Below are 15,035 nucleotides of genomic sequence, written 5' to 3' on the forward strand. Positions count from 1 at the left end.
GGTAATCGGGTCGGCTGGCTCCCGAACGGCTGAAAACCGTATATTGCGCTTTTGCACCGAAACCCGACGGCATGGATACCTCGTACCTGATTATTATCTTCAGTCTATCGGTTCTGATTTCGTACGTCTTCGACCTGCTCAGCAGCCGGTACAAAACACCGTCGGTGATTCTGCTGCTGGCGTCGGGGATGCTGATTCGCCAGGGAACCAACTATTTCGCGTTTCAACTGCCGTACGTCGATACCATCCTGCCGACACTCGGTACGCTGGGACTGATTTTAATCATTTTGGAAGGGGCGCTGGAACTGGAGCTGACCAACGAAAAACTAGGCATTATCCGCCGGGCGTTCTGGGCGTCGCTCTCATCCATTCTGATTACGTCGCTGCTCATGGCGGCCCTGTTTTACGTGCTGATGGAAGCGTCGTTTTTCAAATGTCTGGTAGCCGCCATGCCGTTTGCCGTAATCAGCAGCGCCGTGGCTGTGCCAGGGGCGCGCAACCTGAGTTCGGGAAGTCGGGAGTTTATCGTGTACGAATCGTCGATGTCCGATATTCTGGGCGTTATGATTTTTAACTTTTTGGTTTACAACGCATCTGGAGGCCTCTTTTCGGTTTTGTCGTTTGCCAAAGACACGCTGATCATGGTCGTGATCTCGCTGATCTGCTGTTTTTTTCTACTCTATCTGATCAGTAAGATTAGCCACCACATCAAGTTTCTGCCCATTATTTCGGTGCTGTTTCTGGTGTATGCCGTGAGCCGGATTTACCAGCTTTCTCCGCTGTTGCTGATTCTGGTGTTCGGCTTGTTTCTGAACAATACCGAACTGTTCATCCGGGGGCGTCTCGACCAGATTTTTAAGAATGACCTGTTCGAAAAAGAACTTGATCAATTCAAGAACCTGACCGCCGAAGGGGCTTTCATCGTCCGGACATTTTTCTTTCTGCTGTTCGGTTACGCATCCGATGTTCAGGCCATCATTGAGCCGGATGCGCTGATTGTCAGTGCTTTCCTGCTGCTGATTCTGTATACCGTTCGGGCGGGTGTGCTGCGGCTGGCGCTGCCGGGGGATCTCAACCCGATTGTGTTCATTGCCCCCCGAGGGCTGGTTACGGTTTTGCTCTATTTGAGCATTCCGGACAATCTGAAACTGGTCGGTTTTCGCGACGGGATTCTGACAGCCGTGGTGCTCCTGACGGCCCTGGTGATGATGGCCGGTGTGATTAGCTACCGCGAAGACGTACCCACGGACTTTACGGGGCCGCCAGGCGGTCCTTGAATGCCTGAAATGTCTGGATGTTAAAAGCAACCGGAGAATTTACCGATCTTCTGGAATGTTGCGGCACTCACGGGCTAAACGGGGCCGCCCGGCGGCCCGTGGGTACTACGGGAGCGATACCGCCAGAAACCGTACAGGGGGCGGTTTTTCCAGTAGGTTAGATCGGCTTCATGTTCAAAGGCTTCGCGCTCGAAGCTGATGTTTCGGTAGGCCGTGTAATGGTCGCGGTACTGCCAGCGCCGGATCCCGTATTCCAGCAAATACCAGACGTAAAACGGCAGAATGCCCAATTCAAGCTGCTGTCGGAGATGAATGCGTTCGTGGTGCAGCAAAACCGCATCGGGCCGCCTGGTTCGTACCAATACGAAGGGAAACAAGGCCATGCCACTCACCCACAAAAACGGAACCCGAACCACAATCATAACCGGACGTTGGCGATGAAAATCACTTATTTTGCAAAAATACCGCGGCAGGGGCGTCTGTGCTTCTATTTGGCGAAATAAATCAGGTGTATTTGCCGCTCACCCTTCATTTTCAGCCTTTTGACAAACTTTGTCGGTCGCCATCTTAGAAGACGGTTTTGCCGAAAAAAAACAATTGTATATTTGAGAAAGACCGGATCACCGGAGTCACCTATTCTACATTTTAGTAAACATTTCTATGAAAAGAACCGTGCTTTATGTCGCGTTGAGCCAATGCCTGCTCTGGTCGGCGGTGGCGCAAACGCCGAAGAAACCGGCCGCCCCTAAACCTGCTCCGGCGGCTTCGACGGCTCCGAAAAAACCAATGACGGATCAGAATGCGCCCCGTATCAAGTTTACCGAGTATGATCTGCCGAATGGCTTGCATGTGATTCTGCATCAGGACAATACGACGCCGTTGGTGGCCGTCACGATGATGTACCATGTGGGGTCGAAGAACGAACAACCGGGCCGGTCGGGTTTCGCGCACTTTTTCGAGCACCTGATGTTTGAAGGCTCCGAAAACATCAAGCGGGGCGAGTACATGAAGATCATCAAAGGCGCGGGCGGGCAGTTGAACGCCAACACCTCCAACGACCGGACGTTCTACTACGAAATTCTGCCGTCGAACAAACTGGAACTGGGGCTGTACATGGAGTCCGAGCGGCTTTTGCACGCGAAAGTAGACGAGAAAGGCGTGGAAACCCAGCGCGAAGTGGTGAAGGAAGAACGGCGGCAACGCTACGAAAACCAGCCCTACGGCACATTCTTCCCGCAGGTTTTGAGCCATGCCTACAAGGTTCATCCGTACAAATGGGCACCCATCGGCTCGATGGAAGACCTGAATGCAGCCAAAATCGATGAATTTCGCTCGTTTTACAAGGAGTTTTACATTCCGGGCAACGCCATCCTGTCGATTGCCGGAGACATCAATCCCGAAGAAACCAAAAAGCTGGTCGAGAAATACTTTGGCGAAATCCCGAAAGGCACCAAAACGCCCTATCGCCCGAACGTGAAAGAACCGGAGCAGAAGGCCGAAGTGCGCGACATCATCTACGATAACGTGTCGCTGCCGGGCGTATTCCAGGCCTACCATATGCCCCCGCAAGGGGATCCGGATTATTACGCGCTGGATGTGTTACAAACCCTGCTGGCGGCTGGCGAAAGCTCCCGGATGAACAAGGAACTCGTTGATAAACAGCAGAAAGCCGTGCAAACCGGCGTGTTCCCGCTGTCGACCGAAGACCCTGGTTTGTTTATCGCCATCGGCATTGCCAACATGGGCGTGAAGGCCGAAGACCTGGAGGCCGGAATGAACGCCGAAATCGAGAAAGTGAAGAAAGAACTGGTCAGCGATGCCGAGTTTCAGAAAGTGAAAAACCAGATCGAAACCAACTTTGTAAATCAGAACGCGGGCGTAGCTGGCATTGCCGAAAGTCTGGCGAACTACAAGATGTATTTGGGCGACGCCAACCTGATCAACACCGAGCTGGAACGCTACAACAAAGTGACGAAGGAAGACCTGCGTCGGGTGGCCAACAAGTACCTCACGAAAGAAAACCGGGTGGTGCTGTATTATCTGCCGAAAGCGATGGAGCCGAAGAAAGAAGGCAAAGGCGATTAAAGGGACATTGAATAATGAATATTGAATAACGAATAGCGAATTTTGAAGCGAATGATGAAAGCAAACTATATTCTGGCTGCGGGCTTGATCGCTCTGGGCCTGTCGACCCAGGCCCAGACGGTGGACCGGTCGAAATTACCGGCCGATGGCCCGGCACCCACCATTAAAGTCGGCAAACCGGTTTCCTTTACGCTGGCGAATGGCCTGAAAGTGTTTGTCGTCCAGAACAACAAGCTGCCCCGCGTCGGGTTTAGCCTGCTGTTCGACTACCTGCCGATTCGCGAGGGCGACAAGGCCGGGTACGTCAGCATTGCCGGGCAGTTGATCAAAACCGGCACGAAAACCCGAACGAAAGACCAGATCGATGAAGCCGTCGACTTCATTGGTGGAAGCCTGAACACCTCGCCGACGGGCGTGTATGCGATGTCGCTGAAAAAGCACACGCCGAAGATGCTGGAACTGATGGCCGACGTGGTACTGAATCCGAAGTTTACGCAGGAAGAACTCGATAAACTGAAAAAACAGACTAAATCGGGGCTGGCGGCTCAGAAAGACAATCCGGGGGCCATTGCGACGCGCGTGAGCAGCATTCTGGTGTACGGCAAGGATCACCCGTACGGCGAACCGGATTCGGAAGAAACCGTCGACCGGATTACGCTGGCCGATTGCCAGAAATTCTACGATACCTACTACCGGCCGAATATCGGTTACCTGGCCGTGGTCGGTGACATTACGCCGGAAGAAGCCCGGCCGATGGTGGAAAAATACTTCGGGAAATGGCAGCCGCGCGAGGTGCCGAAGCCGAATTATGAGATGCCAAAACCGCCCGCCAAGCCCACGATTGTGCTGGTCGACCGGCCGAGTTCGGTGCAGTCGGTGGTGTATATCACGCATCCGGTACAGCTAAAACCGTATACCTCGGAGTCGATTCAGGCCAGCCTGACCAACGATATTCTTGGCGGGGGTGGGGGCAACGCCCGGCTGTATAACAACCTGCGCGAGAAACGCGGCTACACCTACGGCGCGTATTCGTCGCTGACGAGCGACCGGCTGGTGGGCCGTTTCCGGGCCAATGCCAACGTCCGGAATGCCGTGACCGACAGCGCCGTGGCCGAATTCCTGAACGAACTGAAAGCCATCCGGGATTCGAAACCGACACCGGAAGAACTCGCCAGCACGAAGAACACCTTCACCGGAAACTTCATTTTCACGCTGGAAGATCCCGAAACCATCGCGGATTTTGCGATCAACACGGCCCGCTACAACCTGCCGCCGGACTTCTTTGCCAATTACCTGAAAAATGTGGATGCGGTGACCGATGAGCAGGTTCAGACGACGGCCCGAAAGCTGATCGACCCGGATCATGCCTACATCGTGGTGGTCGGGAAAGCCGCCGAAGTAGCCGACAAGCTGAAGCGGTTTGGTGAGGTAACGTACTACGACGTAAACGGCAACAAAGTGGAAGCCCCCGCGCCGGGCAAACTCACCACCGCAGCCACCGCTGGCGTGACGGTCGACCAGGTGATCGGGAAATACCTGACGGCCATCGGCGGGAAAGAGGCCGTGGCGAAAATCACGGATTATACCCAGAAAATGACGACCGAGGTGCAGGGTACCAAGATCGACGTGGAAGCGAAGCAGAAAGGGCTGACCAAGTTTGCGCTGGCCGTGACGGCGATGGGGCAGGTGGTGCAGAAAATCACCTCCGACGGCGAGAAAGTGAAACAGGAAGGCGGTGGGCAGTCGAAAAGCCTGACCAACGACGAAGCGAAGCTCGAAATTTTGAAAAGCTCGCTCTTTCCCGAACTGCTGTTCAGTCAGTTTGGCGCGAAAACCACGCTGGCGGGTGCCGAGAAAGTAAACGGGAAAGATGCTTACAAAGTGGATGTGGCGCTCGGCGGCAAGTCGTACTCGGTTTTCTATGACGCGGAAAGCGGGTTGAAAGTCCAAATGATGACGGTGGAACAGACTCCCCAGGGGGAAATGGCGATTACCAGCAATTTCAGTGATTACAAGGACGTAAACGGCGTAAAGTTTCCGCATACACTGACGCAGAACTTCGGGCCGATGGTGATGAAGATGGAAACCCAGTCGCTGGTTGTCAATACTGGTCTGGACGATAAGCAATTTACGGTGCAGTAGGGGCGGTTTTCGGTATACGGTTTTCCGTCGGTACCGCGACGCTTGAGGGTTTATGAGAAACCGGTCTGGAAAGGAATAAGAGATATTCTTGCTTCTTTTCAGGCCGGTTTTTGATTTCTTCCGGAAACAATCTTATCCATAGATTCCGAGTTGATGATTACGGTTGAAAACTATCCCAAACAATGCGAATTAATCAATCAACACAAACGCCAATAAAAACCGGTTTTCTGGCAAGTATGCCCGGTGTGTTGCTTCGCCGGAAAATCCGGAGACAGGTGTTTGAGGAAAACGGAGTTGCCTTGGAACAGGCAACAGGCTGGCAAAAGTTTTGGCTCCAGTATCGACTCAAACTCGTGGCCGAAATCCGGTATCAAAGGCTTTTGTTCCAGGGGCCGGGGAGAACATAATGGCCGAATGAGTTCCAACCACTTCAAGTGGGAATTTGTCTACCGCCCAATCGGTCGGATGCCCGATTTCCGGACATCGGCCACGACGATAAACCGATAGCGGGGATCTTTGTCGAAGTGCTCTTTCGAAATGCGGTAGTGCCGCTGGGCGCGTTGACGGGCTTCAGCAAACAGCTTGCGCGAGGCTTTCCGACGCCGGATCGACATCATTTTTCGCAAATCGACATCGCCGATCATCGACGTTTCCAGACAGGCCAAATCCTTGTGTTCGGCATCACGGTAATAGCCCAGCACGCAGTGATCGGCCATCAGCACCAAAACCGGGTCGATGTGAATCGAACGCAAAACCGACGCCATCAGCACCATACCGTCGACGCAGTTGGCCTGGCGGTTGTTCCAGGTCTGGTCGATGGTCCGGATGCGCTGGCTGTAGAGGTTTTGCGAAACGCCCGTACTGGAGTTGGTCGAAATGGAACTGTACTTGATACCGCGTTTTTGCAGGGCGTACCAGATCGAAAACACCTGATCGTCGACGCGCTTCTTGTCACCGGTCTGGTAGCCGTCGAAACCGTCGACGATATCATTCTGAAGGGCCTGCGTCAGGACTTCATCCACTACCGGATCGTCCTCGTTGATGTAGGCCACGTACATGTAATTCAGATCCAGGTCGCCCGTGCCGGTCTCGTCATCTTCCCAGTAATAAGGGCAGTCGTTGACCGAGCGCATCGTGGCAACCACCGTCCGGTGACTCACCTTCACATTATCGATATACGTCGTTACGGTAAAATTAACGGGTGTGGGTTGCAGCAAACCGCGCAGTTTTTCAAAGTTCCAGGGAATGCGGGGAGAGATCTCGTAATCCTTGTCGGGCTCCTGCAAAACACCTTCATAAACGGCGGCTTCGCTGAAGGGGGTCGGGGCTACTTCCACCCGAACCGAGGTGTTCAGACCTGGATTGTGAAATACCACTGAGATGTTGCCATCGCCATCGCCGAGCATGTAGTGGTTGCTTTGGGGCTTCATCGTGGCCCGGGCCAGCAGGTAGGAGGGAAACAATTGCTGCTCCATGCCAACCATCACCGCTACCCGCTGACGGGCTGCGCGGGCTGATGTTACCGATGAAGGGGAAGTCGAAGAACGTGCCAATGCTTCCCCGTTGGATTCAACAGGGGCTAACTGCGAATAACCAATCAGCGAAGAAAAATAAAACACACTAAGAACTAGTGCATTATGGAATAATTTCATGTTTGGTTAAGCAGTTACGATATAATCTACGGCTGGTATGCGAATTAACAAATTATTACCGATTTAGTCAATAAGCAACTTATGTCGGGTCTCGGTATTTTTTTGTACTATTGCACGAGCTTCTCAAAACCATGCGCACGGTTCTGGCATACGTTCTGTTGATTGCCACCCTGCTGCCGACGTTCAGTCAGTGGGGAACCATCGCGTATTACCATGCCAACAAGGACTACATTGCGAAAGTCCTGTGCGAAAATCGCGCCAAACCGGAGCTGCATTGCGACGGTCAATGCTACTTAGCCAAAAAATTGCACGCCCAGCAGGAACAACAGGATAAAGCCACCACCGAGCGCGTACAGAAAACGCCTGACTTTCAACTGTTTTTTGAATTTACATCCGTTTTCGCCTTTTCGTCGTCCGTCGTCTGCGCTGTGACGGAATTGCCCGGGTACGTGTTAAAACCGTATTCGTCTTCGCTCGCAGCCTTGCTTCATCCCCCGAGGGTTTGATCACCGCTGCACCTGCCCGGCAGGTGCCCGTCGTAAAGCCGCTGGATTCGTTCCAGCGCGCCATTCTTTGTGATCAAACGTATCTAAACAATGCATTTTCTATACCGGCTGGCTGTTGCGGTTTTCGCAACAATAGCCCCGCTTTGGGCGTTGGCCCAATCGCCTGTTTCGGGCACCATTTTTGACGCCCAGACCAAAGAACCGCTGGAAGGCGTCACGATCTCGACCGAAGACCGTTCCACGGGAACCGCCACCAATGCCAGCGGGCGGTTTTCGCTGGCGTCCACCACTGGCCCACTGCTCATTTCGGCCGTTGGCTACAAACCGCAAACCGTAAAACCGACCGACCAGCCGCTGCGGGTTGCACTCGAACCGGTGGTCGAAAGCCTGCAAACGATTGTCGTGACGGCCAACCGTGAGGCCCAAAAGCGGACCGAAGCGCCTGTGGCGATCTCCCGCTTGTCGGCCACGCTGATCGACGAGACCAAACCGACGCTGCTGGCTGAACTGATCAACAAAACGCCAGGGGTGGTGATGCTCAACTACAACAACGAGCAGCACGGCATGGGCATCCGGCAACCGTTCGGCACAAGCGCCTATTTTCTATACCTCGAAGACGGCGTACCGATCCGGCCGATGGGCGTATTCAATCACAATGCGCTGATCGAGATGAACGTCTTCGCCATCAGTTCGGTGGAGGTGGTCAAAGGCCCGGCTTCGTCGCTGTACGGCCCCGAAGCGGTCGGGGGGGCGCTCAATTTCATCACGCAGCGACCGACCGCCGTGCCGACTTTTCGGCTGGGCCTTCAGGGCGATCAGTGGAATTATGGCCGGATTCAGTTCGGAGGGGGTGGGATGCTGACCAAAAAATTGGGCGTTTACGCGGGCGGTTTTGTAGCCCGGCAGCGCAATAGCTGGCAAACCCGCTCCGATTACGACAAAGTGTCGTTCAATGCCCGGGCCGAGTACGCCTTTACCGGCCAGACCCGACTGACCGGCACGGTTTCGTACAACGATTACAACTCCCAAACCGGCGGCAGCGTCGACAGCGTAGCCTTTTACAACCGACAGTATTCCTCCACCACCGATTTTACGTACCGCAAGGTGAAATCTGTCCGGGCGCGGTTGACCCTCGATCACGCGTGGAAAAACGGCTCCGACAGCTACGTAACGGCTTTTTTTCGGGACAATTCCATCGGCCAGAACCCGAGTTACGGCATTCGCTGGACGAGCGGTTCCACGAAGGCAACGGGCCAGATCAACGTCAACGCGTTTCGGAGTTACGGGTTGCTGGCCCAGCACAACCAGCGGTTGCCGTTCTGGAACGGCCGATTGATGGCCGGGTTGCTGGTCGATGCCTCGCCGACGAATTACAACGCCTACCAGATCGACCTGGAAGCCCAGTTGAGGCCCGATAAAAAATCGGTGGAACGGTACCGGCTGGTCAGCGAGCGCCCGGATGTGAAACTGGCCGATTATGCCGCCAACATCCTGAATTCGGCCGTTTATGCCCAGCTCGACCTGAATCCGCTGTCGGCGCTCCGGCTTTCGCTGGGCGGGCGGTTCGATCAGATGGGTTTTTCGTACGACAATTACCTCGACCAGAGCAGCGGCCGGAAAGCCTATCGCCAGTTTACGCCGAAAGTGGGCGTTACCTATGACCTGGGTCGCGACCGGGGGCTGTATGCCAACTACAGCCGGGGCTTTTCTCCGCCCGGTTTGACGTCCATTTTTACCCAACGTACCAACGTGTCGCCGGGTGAATCGCTGTTTTACTATAACCTCCAACCGGCCTATTTCAACAACTACGAAATCGGCGGCTGGGCGTCGCTGCTCAACCGCAAGGTGTACCTGGATGTGGCTCTGTACCAGATGGAAGGCCGCAACGAACTGCTCAACATCCGCCAGCCCGACAACAGTACGGATTTTCAGTCGGCCGGAAAAACGCTGCACCGGGGCATCGAATACAGCCTGACCTACCGCCCGACCCGGGAATGGTTTTTCCGGTTTGGGGGTACCAACGCCGTTCACCGGTTTGTTGATTTCGCCCTGAGTACGCGTGCTTCGGATGCCGTGAAAAACGTGAATGGCTTCGACATGCCGCAGGCTCCCCGCTGGGTGGCCAATACCGAACTGACCTACAAACCACGCTGGGTGAAGGGCCTGCGGCTGTCGGCCGAATGGCAGCGGGTGAGCGCCTGGTACCAAAACCAGATCAACACGGTTTCGTACCGCGACCGGGGCGCGTTTGGCGGGCGGGGCATCAGCGTCGTCAACCTGCGGGGCGGCTATACGTTCCGGCGGTTTGAAGTGTTTGCAAATCTGCTGAATGCCACTGACGAACTCTACGCGACGGCGGCAACGCGGGGCAACAACCCGACCGACCGGACCACGTACACCCCGGCTGCGCCCCGGACGCTGGTGGGGGGCATTCAATATAATTTTTCCAAGTGATCGATTCTGCCCCCACCCCCCTGAAGGGGGCTTAAAAACCCGGATTCATTAACCCCCCTTCAGCGGGGTGGGGGTAAAAAAACGACAACTTCCATGAAAACTATTATTATCCTCGTAGCCGCGCTGCTTCTCAATTTCAGTGAAAAACCGGCCCCCGACGTGCGGCTTTCAAACCCGGCGTTTGTGGGAGCCACCCCGCGCCTGACCACCGACCACCGGAACCGCCCGGTGTTGAGCTGGACCGAAAAAGCGGACGAAACCCTGGCTTTTTACCTGGCCGTCTCGGGCGATGGCGGGCAGACGTTTGGCCCCAAAATCCGGGTGTCGACCCCGGCGGTGTTTTCGGTCCATGCCGAGGGAATGCCGAAGGTCGCCTTTAAAAAAGATGGCACTATGCTGGCTACGTTCGAGGTGTCGAAGCCAACGCCCGACGCTCCCCGCGCCAGTGATCTGCTCTACGTGCTGTCGACCAATGGCGGCAAAACCTGGACCCAGCCCAAAGCCGTCCACCGGGATACGACGCCCGGCAAAGGGCACTCGTTCAGCAACCTGAACCGCCTGCCGAACGGCGAAGTGGGCATTGCCTGGCTGGACGAAAAAGCGCCAAACCGGGAGGGCCGGACCGTGAAGTTTGCGCAAACGCTGCCCGGGGGCGGTTTTGGCCCCGAGGTATTGGTCGACGACAATGCCTGCCAATGCTGCCGCACGAACGTGTTTGTGGATACCCAAAACCGCATTCATGTAACGTACCGGGATCTGCTCGACAACGGTGCCCGCGACATCAGCCAGGCCGTTTCGACCGATGGCGGGCGGACGTTTAGCCGACCGGCCCTGGTGTACAACGATCAGTGGAAAATCAACGCCTGTCCGCATACCGGTCCGGATGTGGCGCAGGTGGGCGATGAGCTGTTTGTAACCTGGTTTTCGGGGGGCGACAAGACGCCGGGGATCAAGCTGGCCCGGCTGGGTGCCGGGCAACTCGTCAGCAGCCTGGTGTCGGAGCGGACCAAACACCCGCAGATCACCTCGGTCGACGGGCAGTTGATCTGGGTCTGGGACGAGTCGATGGAAATTAAAAATCCGAACGGTGAAAGCCGGTTTATTTCCCGGATCGGGATGCGGAAGGTGGTCAACGGGGTCGCGACGCCCACTCGGTACCTGACGCCCCCGGATGTCAATGCGGTTTATCCGGTGGTGCTGGCAACAAAAAAAGGCGTTTTGGTGGCTTATGAACAACAGAAAGACCAGCAAAACCGCGTTATAGTAAGTAGGCTGGTCGAATCGCTTTAACTACGATAACAACGTTTGGGTATGAAAAACTACTTCTTTCTCTCCGTCATGAGCCTGTTTTTGTTCCTCGCCATCCTGATTGCCTGCCAAAACGACCCGCTCGAACCCGAGCAGGGCACGGTCTCCCTCACGTTCGATAATGTAGTCGGTACGCAGGACTTACGGCTGGATACGAGCGCGGTGTATAAAAACGGCAGCGGGGAAAGTTTTTCGGTCAGCCGACTCAATTATTTTGTCAGTAACATCAGGTTGCAAAAAGCCGACGGTTCGGAGTATGTCATTCCGCAGGATAGCAGCTATTTTTTAGTGGAAGAGAGCAACCCGGCTTCCCAAACCTTCGCCTTGCGGAACATCCCGGCGGGCGATTACACCAGCCTTTCCTTTGTGCTGGGCGTGGATAGTTTGCGGAATACGATGGGCATCGACAAACGAACCGGAGCCCTTGATCCGGCGGGCACGGCGGCCGGGATGTACTGGGACTGGAATTCGGGCTATATTTTTCTGAAACTGGAAGGAACATCGCCCCAGGCCCCAGTTGATGCCACCGGCAAGCGGAATTTCGTGTACCATGTCGGGTTGTTTGGCGGCTACAGCAGCAAAACCATCAATAACCTGCGGACGATTCCGTTGAGCTTTAGCACGACACCGGCCCGGGTTGTAATGGACGGAACCACCCGCATTACGATCAAGGCCGACGTGTTGAAGGTCTTTGACGGGGTCAAGCCGCTCAGTATTGCCAAAAACGCCAATATCATGGTGTCGCCCCTGTCGGCCGACATTGCGACTAATTACGCAACGATGTTTAGTGTTAGTAACGTTAAGGTGAATTAACATGAAATCCTGGCTACAGAATGTTGCCTGTTGCTTTCACACCATCGGAATTCTTTCTTATAAACGCTGCAATCCGGTCGCATGATCCGAAATTTATTTCTTTATGTCTGGTTAAGCACCGTCCTTCTGCCGACGTTTAGTCAGTGGGGGACGATTGCCTATTTCCAGCTAAATAAGGAGTATATTGCTCGGGTTCTCTGCGAGAATCGGGATCGGCCCCAGTTGCATTGCGACGGGCAGTGTTACCTGGCTCGACGGCTTAAATCGCAGCAACAAAAACAAGATCAGCAAACGACCGAACGGGTACAGAATACCCCGGTAATGCAACTCTTTTCCCAACCGCTTCCCCGGTTTGCTTTTTACCCACAGGGGGCAGTCCTTTCCAATCCGCCTATTTTCTTCTACCAATTGCTCAGGTATTCGGCCCACTTACCCAAACTACGACAACCGCCCCGGTTTTCCCCAATTCGTTGAGTCAATCCCCATCGGTTTTGTTGTAAGACGGAAGCCCGGCGGCCGAGTGGCCGGTGGTGTCCGTCTTCGGCTACCCTTGCCCTGTCGGTGTCAACCGGCAAACGCAGGGCGCGGATGTTCGGCGGCACCAGGGCATCGGCGACGCGACGGTTTTACTCAACTACAAATTGCTGGATAAGACAACACGTACCGACAGTGGCCGGGTCATCAGGCAGCCATTTCTGCTGGGGAAGGGGCCAAACTCGCTACCGGCGAATACCGGTATAATCAGTACGATGGAACGCAGGTGGCTAACCCAACCTTTCAGGCCGGGATGCTCGGTCTGGATGTGTATCGGAGCTCCTGAATCCTGGGCGTCAATGCGCAGGTGCCGCTGAGCCTGCAAAGCTCCGAAGGACTGGTTCAGGCCCACAGCCGGGTCGGAATACACCTGGCGCGGACCTTTTAAGGAATGATAACTTGAACACTAAACTAACGAATAGCCATGAAGGCTAAGTACAACTATTTGCTTTTGACGTTATGGCTCCTGCTTAATGGAGCCTGTCAATCCAACAAAAAGACCGAAGAACATCATCATCACCACCCGGCTGAGCCATCGGCTCAGGCAACAACCGGCCCCGTAGCTGCTCTGGAAAAACAGGTGCTGGCGGTTCATGACAGCGTCATGCCGCTCATAAGCGATCTCATGCGGCTTCAAAAAGAAGTATCGGCGAAAATTGAAAAAACCGAAGGCCCCGCCAGGCAAACCGGGTTGCGGATTAGTCAGCAACTACAGGAGGCCGACCGGGCGATGATGGACTGGATGCACCAGTACAAAGGCGATACCCTCAAGGTGCTGGATCAGGATCAGGCCTTGAAGTACCTGAAGCAGCAGCAGGAAAAGGTAAGCACGATGAGCCAATTGATGCGAAAAAGCCTCACGGACGCCGAAAACTACATGGACAGATGAGAACGGGACTGCAAATGATGCTATTGATGTGGATGACACTCGGCTCGCTGAGCTGCAGGGTTGATACCCAAAAATTGCCTTACATCGGCGAGCCGGAAATTGTGAAAAAAAGGGTGAACGGGAAAGACGTTCAGGAAACGGTTTATCCGGTGATTCCCCCGTTTTCGTTGATCAACCAGGAGGGACAACGCATTACGGAACAGGATTTTACGGGAAAAATTTACGTAGCTGATTTCTTTTTTGTGAGCTGCCCGACGATATGCCCCATCATGAAAAAAAACATGCTGACGGTGTATCAGGCTTACCGAAACTCGCCGGATGTTCGCATTCTGTCGCACTCGATCGACCCGGATCACGATACGCCTGCCGTTCTGAAACGGTATGCCCGCGACATGGGCGTAACCGGTCCGATGTGGCAGTTTGCAACCGGTGACCGGGAAAAAATTTACGACATCGGCGAGCATCATTATCTGGTTACGGTGGGAAAGGACTCGACGGCGCCGGGTGGTTACATCCACAGCGGACATTTTATCCTGGTGGACAAGGAACGGCACATCCGGGGACTCTACGATGGAACGACCGAAGAAGGAACTCGCAAGCTGGTTGCCGACATTGCAACGCTTCAACAGGAGTACGAATAAACAAACTTTAAAACGATGAAAGCACTAAAACGAATTTTGGCGAACGGGCTGGGTTGGCCGGGCCTGTTTATCGGTATTTTCTGGGCCTGTAACAACATGGATTTGGAGTCGCCAACCGGGCCAACCGGATCGCTTCAATTGGCGTTTGATAACGTGGTTGGTACTCAGGATTTGCAAATGGGAACCGGTGTGTATACGAATGGGAGCGGGGAAAATTTCACCGTAAATACGTTGAACTATTACGTAACCAATATCCGACTTCAGCGGGCGTTCTGGACCCATCGGGCGGCATGACCGGTGGCATGTACTGGGACTGGAATTCCGGCTATATCCATTTCAAACTGGAAGGCACCTCACCGGTGGCTCCTGCTACGGCCAGTGGCCGGGTCTTTTTGTACCATATTGGATTGTTTGGCGGCTATCGAACCAAAACCATAAACAATCTTAGAACGATCAACCTTCCTTTGGGTACGAATATTGCTCGGGTCTCGGAAAACGGATCGATTCCCCGGCTTCTGATCCAGGCCGATGTGCTACAGGTATTCGATGGGGTCATGAAGGTAAGCATTGCAGCCCATCCCGACATCATGGTATCTTCGTTGTCAACAGGGGTGGCTGATAATTACGCGCGGATGTTTCGGGTTGTGTCTGTAGAAACCGATTAAGCGATCTAGGTCAACCTGCTGATGCACATCGAATCGCCATACGTTTACAGCACCTCATTCGTTTTATTG

General features: G+C 54.4%; 14 protein-coding genes. 11 read left to right on the forward strand and 3 right to left on the reverse strand.

Features of this window, described 5'->3' with window-relative positions; genetic code table 11:
- Positions 1-71: 71 nt before the first annotated feature.
- On the forward strand, positions 72-1,277 hold the full coding sequence (locus tag ACO2Q8_RS11895) for a sodium:proton exchanger (RefSeq protein WP_423345031.1): 1,206 nt from the start codon (positions 72-74) through the stop codon (positions 1,275-1,277).
- Between the two features lie 74 nt (positions 1,278-1,351).
- Here ACO2Q8_RS11895 and ACO2Q8_RS11900 read toward each other — a convergent pair whose 3' ends face one another.
- On the reverse strand, positions 1,352-1,699 hold the full coding sequence (locus ACO2Q8_RS11900) for a hypothetical protein (RefSeq protein ID WP_423345032.1): 348 nt from the start codon (positions 1,697-1,699) through the stop codon (positions 1,352-1,354).
- Positions 1,700-1,937: 238 nt separating this feature from the next.
- On the opposite strand from ACO2Q8_RS11900, the gene ACO2Q8_RS11905 reads away from it, so the two are divergent.
- On the forward strand, positions 1,938-3,362 hold the full coding sequence (locus tag ACO2Q8_RS11905) for a M16 family metallopeptidase (protein ID WP_423345033.1): 1,425 nt from the start codon (positions 1,938-1,940) through the stop codon (positions 3,360-3,362).
- Between the two features lie 51 nt (positions 3,363-3,413).
- A complete protein-coding gene (locus tag ACO2Q8_RS11910) occupies positions 3,414-5,504 on the forward strand; it encodes an insulinase family protein (RefSeq protein WP_423345034.1) in 2,091 nt (696 codons plus the stop codon).
- Positions 5,505-5,950: 446 nt separating this feature from the next.
- Here ACO2Q8_RS11910 and ACO2Q8_RS11915 read toward each other — a convergent pair whose 3' ends face one another.
- On the reverse strand, positions 5,951-7,156 hold the full coding sequence (locus ACO2Q8_RS11915; RefSeq protein WP_423345035.1) for a hypothetical protein: 1,206 nt from the start codon (positions 7,154-7,156) through the stop codon (positions 5,951-5,953).
- A gap of 131 nt (positions 7,157-7,287) precedes the next feature.
- On the opposite strand from ACO2Q8_RS11915, the gene ACO2Q8_RS11920 reads away from it, so the two are divergent.
- The 4 genes from ACO2Q8_RS11920 to ACO2Q8_RS11935 all read left to right on the forward strand — a co-directional run bounded on the left by ACO2Q8_RS11920 (position 7,288) and on the right by ACO2Q8_RS11935 (position 12,237).
- Complete coding sequence (locus tag ACO2Q8_RS11920; RefSeq protein ID WP_423345036.1) at positions 7,288-7,662, forward strand: hypothetical protein; 375 nt, start codon at positions 7,288-7,290, stop codon at positions 7,660-7,662.
- 90 nt (positions 7,663-7,752) lie between these two features.
- The gene (locus ACO2Q8_RS11925) at positions 7,753-10,116 is read left to right on the forward strand and encodes a TonB-dependent receptor (RefSeq protein ID WP_423345037.1); all 2,364 of its coding nucleotides are present in this window, start codon (positions 7,753-7,755) and stop codon (positions 10,114-10,116) included.
- Positions 10,117-10,209: 93 nt separating this feature from the next.
- Positions 10,210-11,406 carry an exo-alpha-sialidase gene (locus ACO2Q8_RS11930; RefSeq protein WP_423345038.1) on the forward strand — a complete coding sequence of 399 codons (1,197 nt, stop codon included), beginning with the start codon at positions 10,210-10,212 and terminating at the stop codon, positions 11,404-11,406.
- A 21-nt stretch (positions 11,407-11,427) separates the two neighbouring features.
- Complete coding sequence (locus ACO2Q8_RS11935) at positions 11,428-12,237, forward strand: MbnP family protein (protein ID WP_423345039.1); 810 nt, start codon at positions 11,428-11,430, stop codon at positions 12,235-12,237.
- A 634-nt stretch (positions 12,238-12,871) separates the two neighbouring features.
- On the opposite strand, the gene ACO2Q8_RS11940 is transcribed toward ACO2Q8_RS11935, so the two are convergent.
- Complete coding sequence (locus tag ACO2Q8_RS11940) at positions 12,872-13,141, reverse strand: hypothetical protein (protein ID WP_423345040.1); 270 nt, start codon at positions 13,139-13,141, stop codon at positions 12,872-12,874.
- A 54-nt stretch (positions 13,142-13,195) separates the two neighbouring features.
- Here ACO2Q8_RS11940 and ACO2Q8_RS11945 point away from each other — a divergent pair, with 54 nt between their 5' ends.
- Genes ACO2Q8_RS11945 through ACO2Q8_RS11960 form a run of 4 tightly spaced genes read left to right on the forward strand, consistent with a single transcriptional unit; the run spans position 13,196 to position 14,966 of the window.
- Positions 13,196-13,660 (forward strand): hypothetical protein, encoded by a 465-nt coding sequence (locus ACO2Q8_RS11945; RefSeq protein WP_423345041.1) that lies wholly within the window; start codon positions 13,196-13,198, stop codon positions 13,658-13,660.
- The gene (locus ACO2Q8_RS11950) at positions 13,657-14,301 is read left to right on the forward strand and encodes an SCO family protein (RefSeq protein WP_423345042.1); all 645 of its coding nucleotides are present in this window, start codon (positions 13,657-13,659) and stop codon (positions 14,299-14,301) included. The genes ACO2Q8_RS11945 and ACO2Q8_RS11950 overlap by 4 nt, the downstream gene beginning before the upstream one ends.
- Positions 14,302-14,316: 15 nt before the next feature.
- Positions 14,317-14,595: an MbnP family protein gene (locus ACO2Q8_RS11955; RefSeq protein WP_423345043.1), complete on the forward strand. Its 279-nt coding sequence runs from the start codon at positions 14,317-14,319 to the stop codon at positions 14,593-14,595.
- Positions 14,592-14,966 (forward strand): MbnP family protein, encoded by a 375-nt coding sequence (locus ACO2Q8_RS11960; protein WP_423345044.1) that lies wholly within the window; start codon positions 14,592-14,594, stop codon positions 14,964-14,966. Before ACO2Q8_RS11955 ends, ACO2Q8_RS11960 begins: the two co-directional genes overlap by 4 nt.
- Positions 14,967-15,035 lie beyond the last annotated feature (69 nt).

The sequence above is a fragment of the Larkinella sp. VNQ87 genome, assembly GCF_049445795.1.
GTDB lineage: Bacteria > Bacteroidota > Bacteroidia > Cytophagales > Spirosomataceae > Larkinella.

Coding starts and splice junctions, on each gene's coding strand:
- ACO2Q8_RS11905 (WP_423345033.1), top strand. CDS start 1,938: ATGAAAAGAACCGTGCTTTATGTCGCGTTGAGCCAATGCCTGCTCTGG.
- ACO2Q8_RS11945 (WP_423345041.1), top strand. CDS start 13,196: ATGAAGGCTAAGTACAACTATTTGCTTTTGACGTTATGGCTCCTGCTT.
- ACO2Q8_RS11910 (WP_423345034.1), top strand. CDS start 3,414: ATGATGAAAGCAAACTATATTCTGGCTGCGGGCTTGATCGCTCTGGGC.
- ACO2Q8_RS11900 (WP_423345032.1), bottom strand. CDS start 1,699: ATGATTGTGGTTCGGGTTCCGTTTTTGTGGGTGAGTGGCATGGCCTTG.
- ACO2Q8_RS11915 (WP_423345035.1), bottom strand. CDS start 7,156: ATGAAATTATTCCATAATGCACTAGTTCTTAGTGTGTTTTATTTTTCT.
- ACO2Q8_RS11955 (WP_423345043.1), top strand. CDS start 14,317: ATGAAAGCACTAAAACGAATTTTGGCGAACGGGCTGGGTTGGCCGGGC.
- ACO2Q8_RS11930 (WP_423345038.1), top strand. CDS start 10,210: ATGAAAACTATTATTATCCTCGTAGCCGCGCTGCTTCTCAATTTCAGT.
- ACO2Q8_RS11935 (WP_423345039.1), top strand. CDS start 11,428: ATGAAAAACTACTTCTTTCTCTCCGTCATGAGCCTGTTTTTGTTCCTC.
- ACO2Q8_RS11895 (WP_423345031.1), top strand. CDS start 72: ATGGATACCTCGTACCTGATTATTATCTTCAGTCTATCGGTTCTGATT.
- ACO2Q8_RS11920 (WP_423345036.1), top strand. CDS start 7,288: ATGCGCACGGTTCTGGCATACGTTCTGTTGATTGCCACCCTGCTGCCG.
- ACO2Q8_RS11960 (WP_423345044.1), top strand. CDS start 14,592: ATGACCGGTGGCATGTACTGGGACTGGAATTCCGGCTATATCCATTTC.
- ACO2Q8_RS11925 (WP_423345037.1), top strand. CDS start 7,753: ATGCATTTTCTATACCGGCTGGCTGTTGCGGTTTTCGCAACAATAGCC.
- ACO2Q8_RS11950 (WP_423345042.1), top strand. CDS start 13,657: ATGAGAACGGGACTGCAAATGATGCTATTGATGTGGATGACACTCGGC.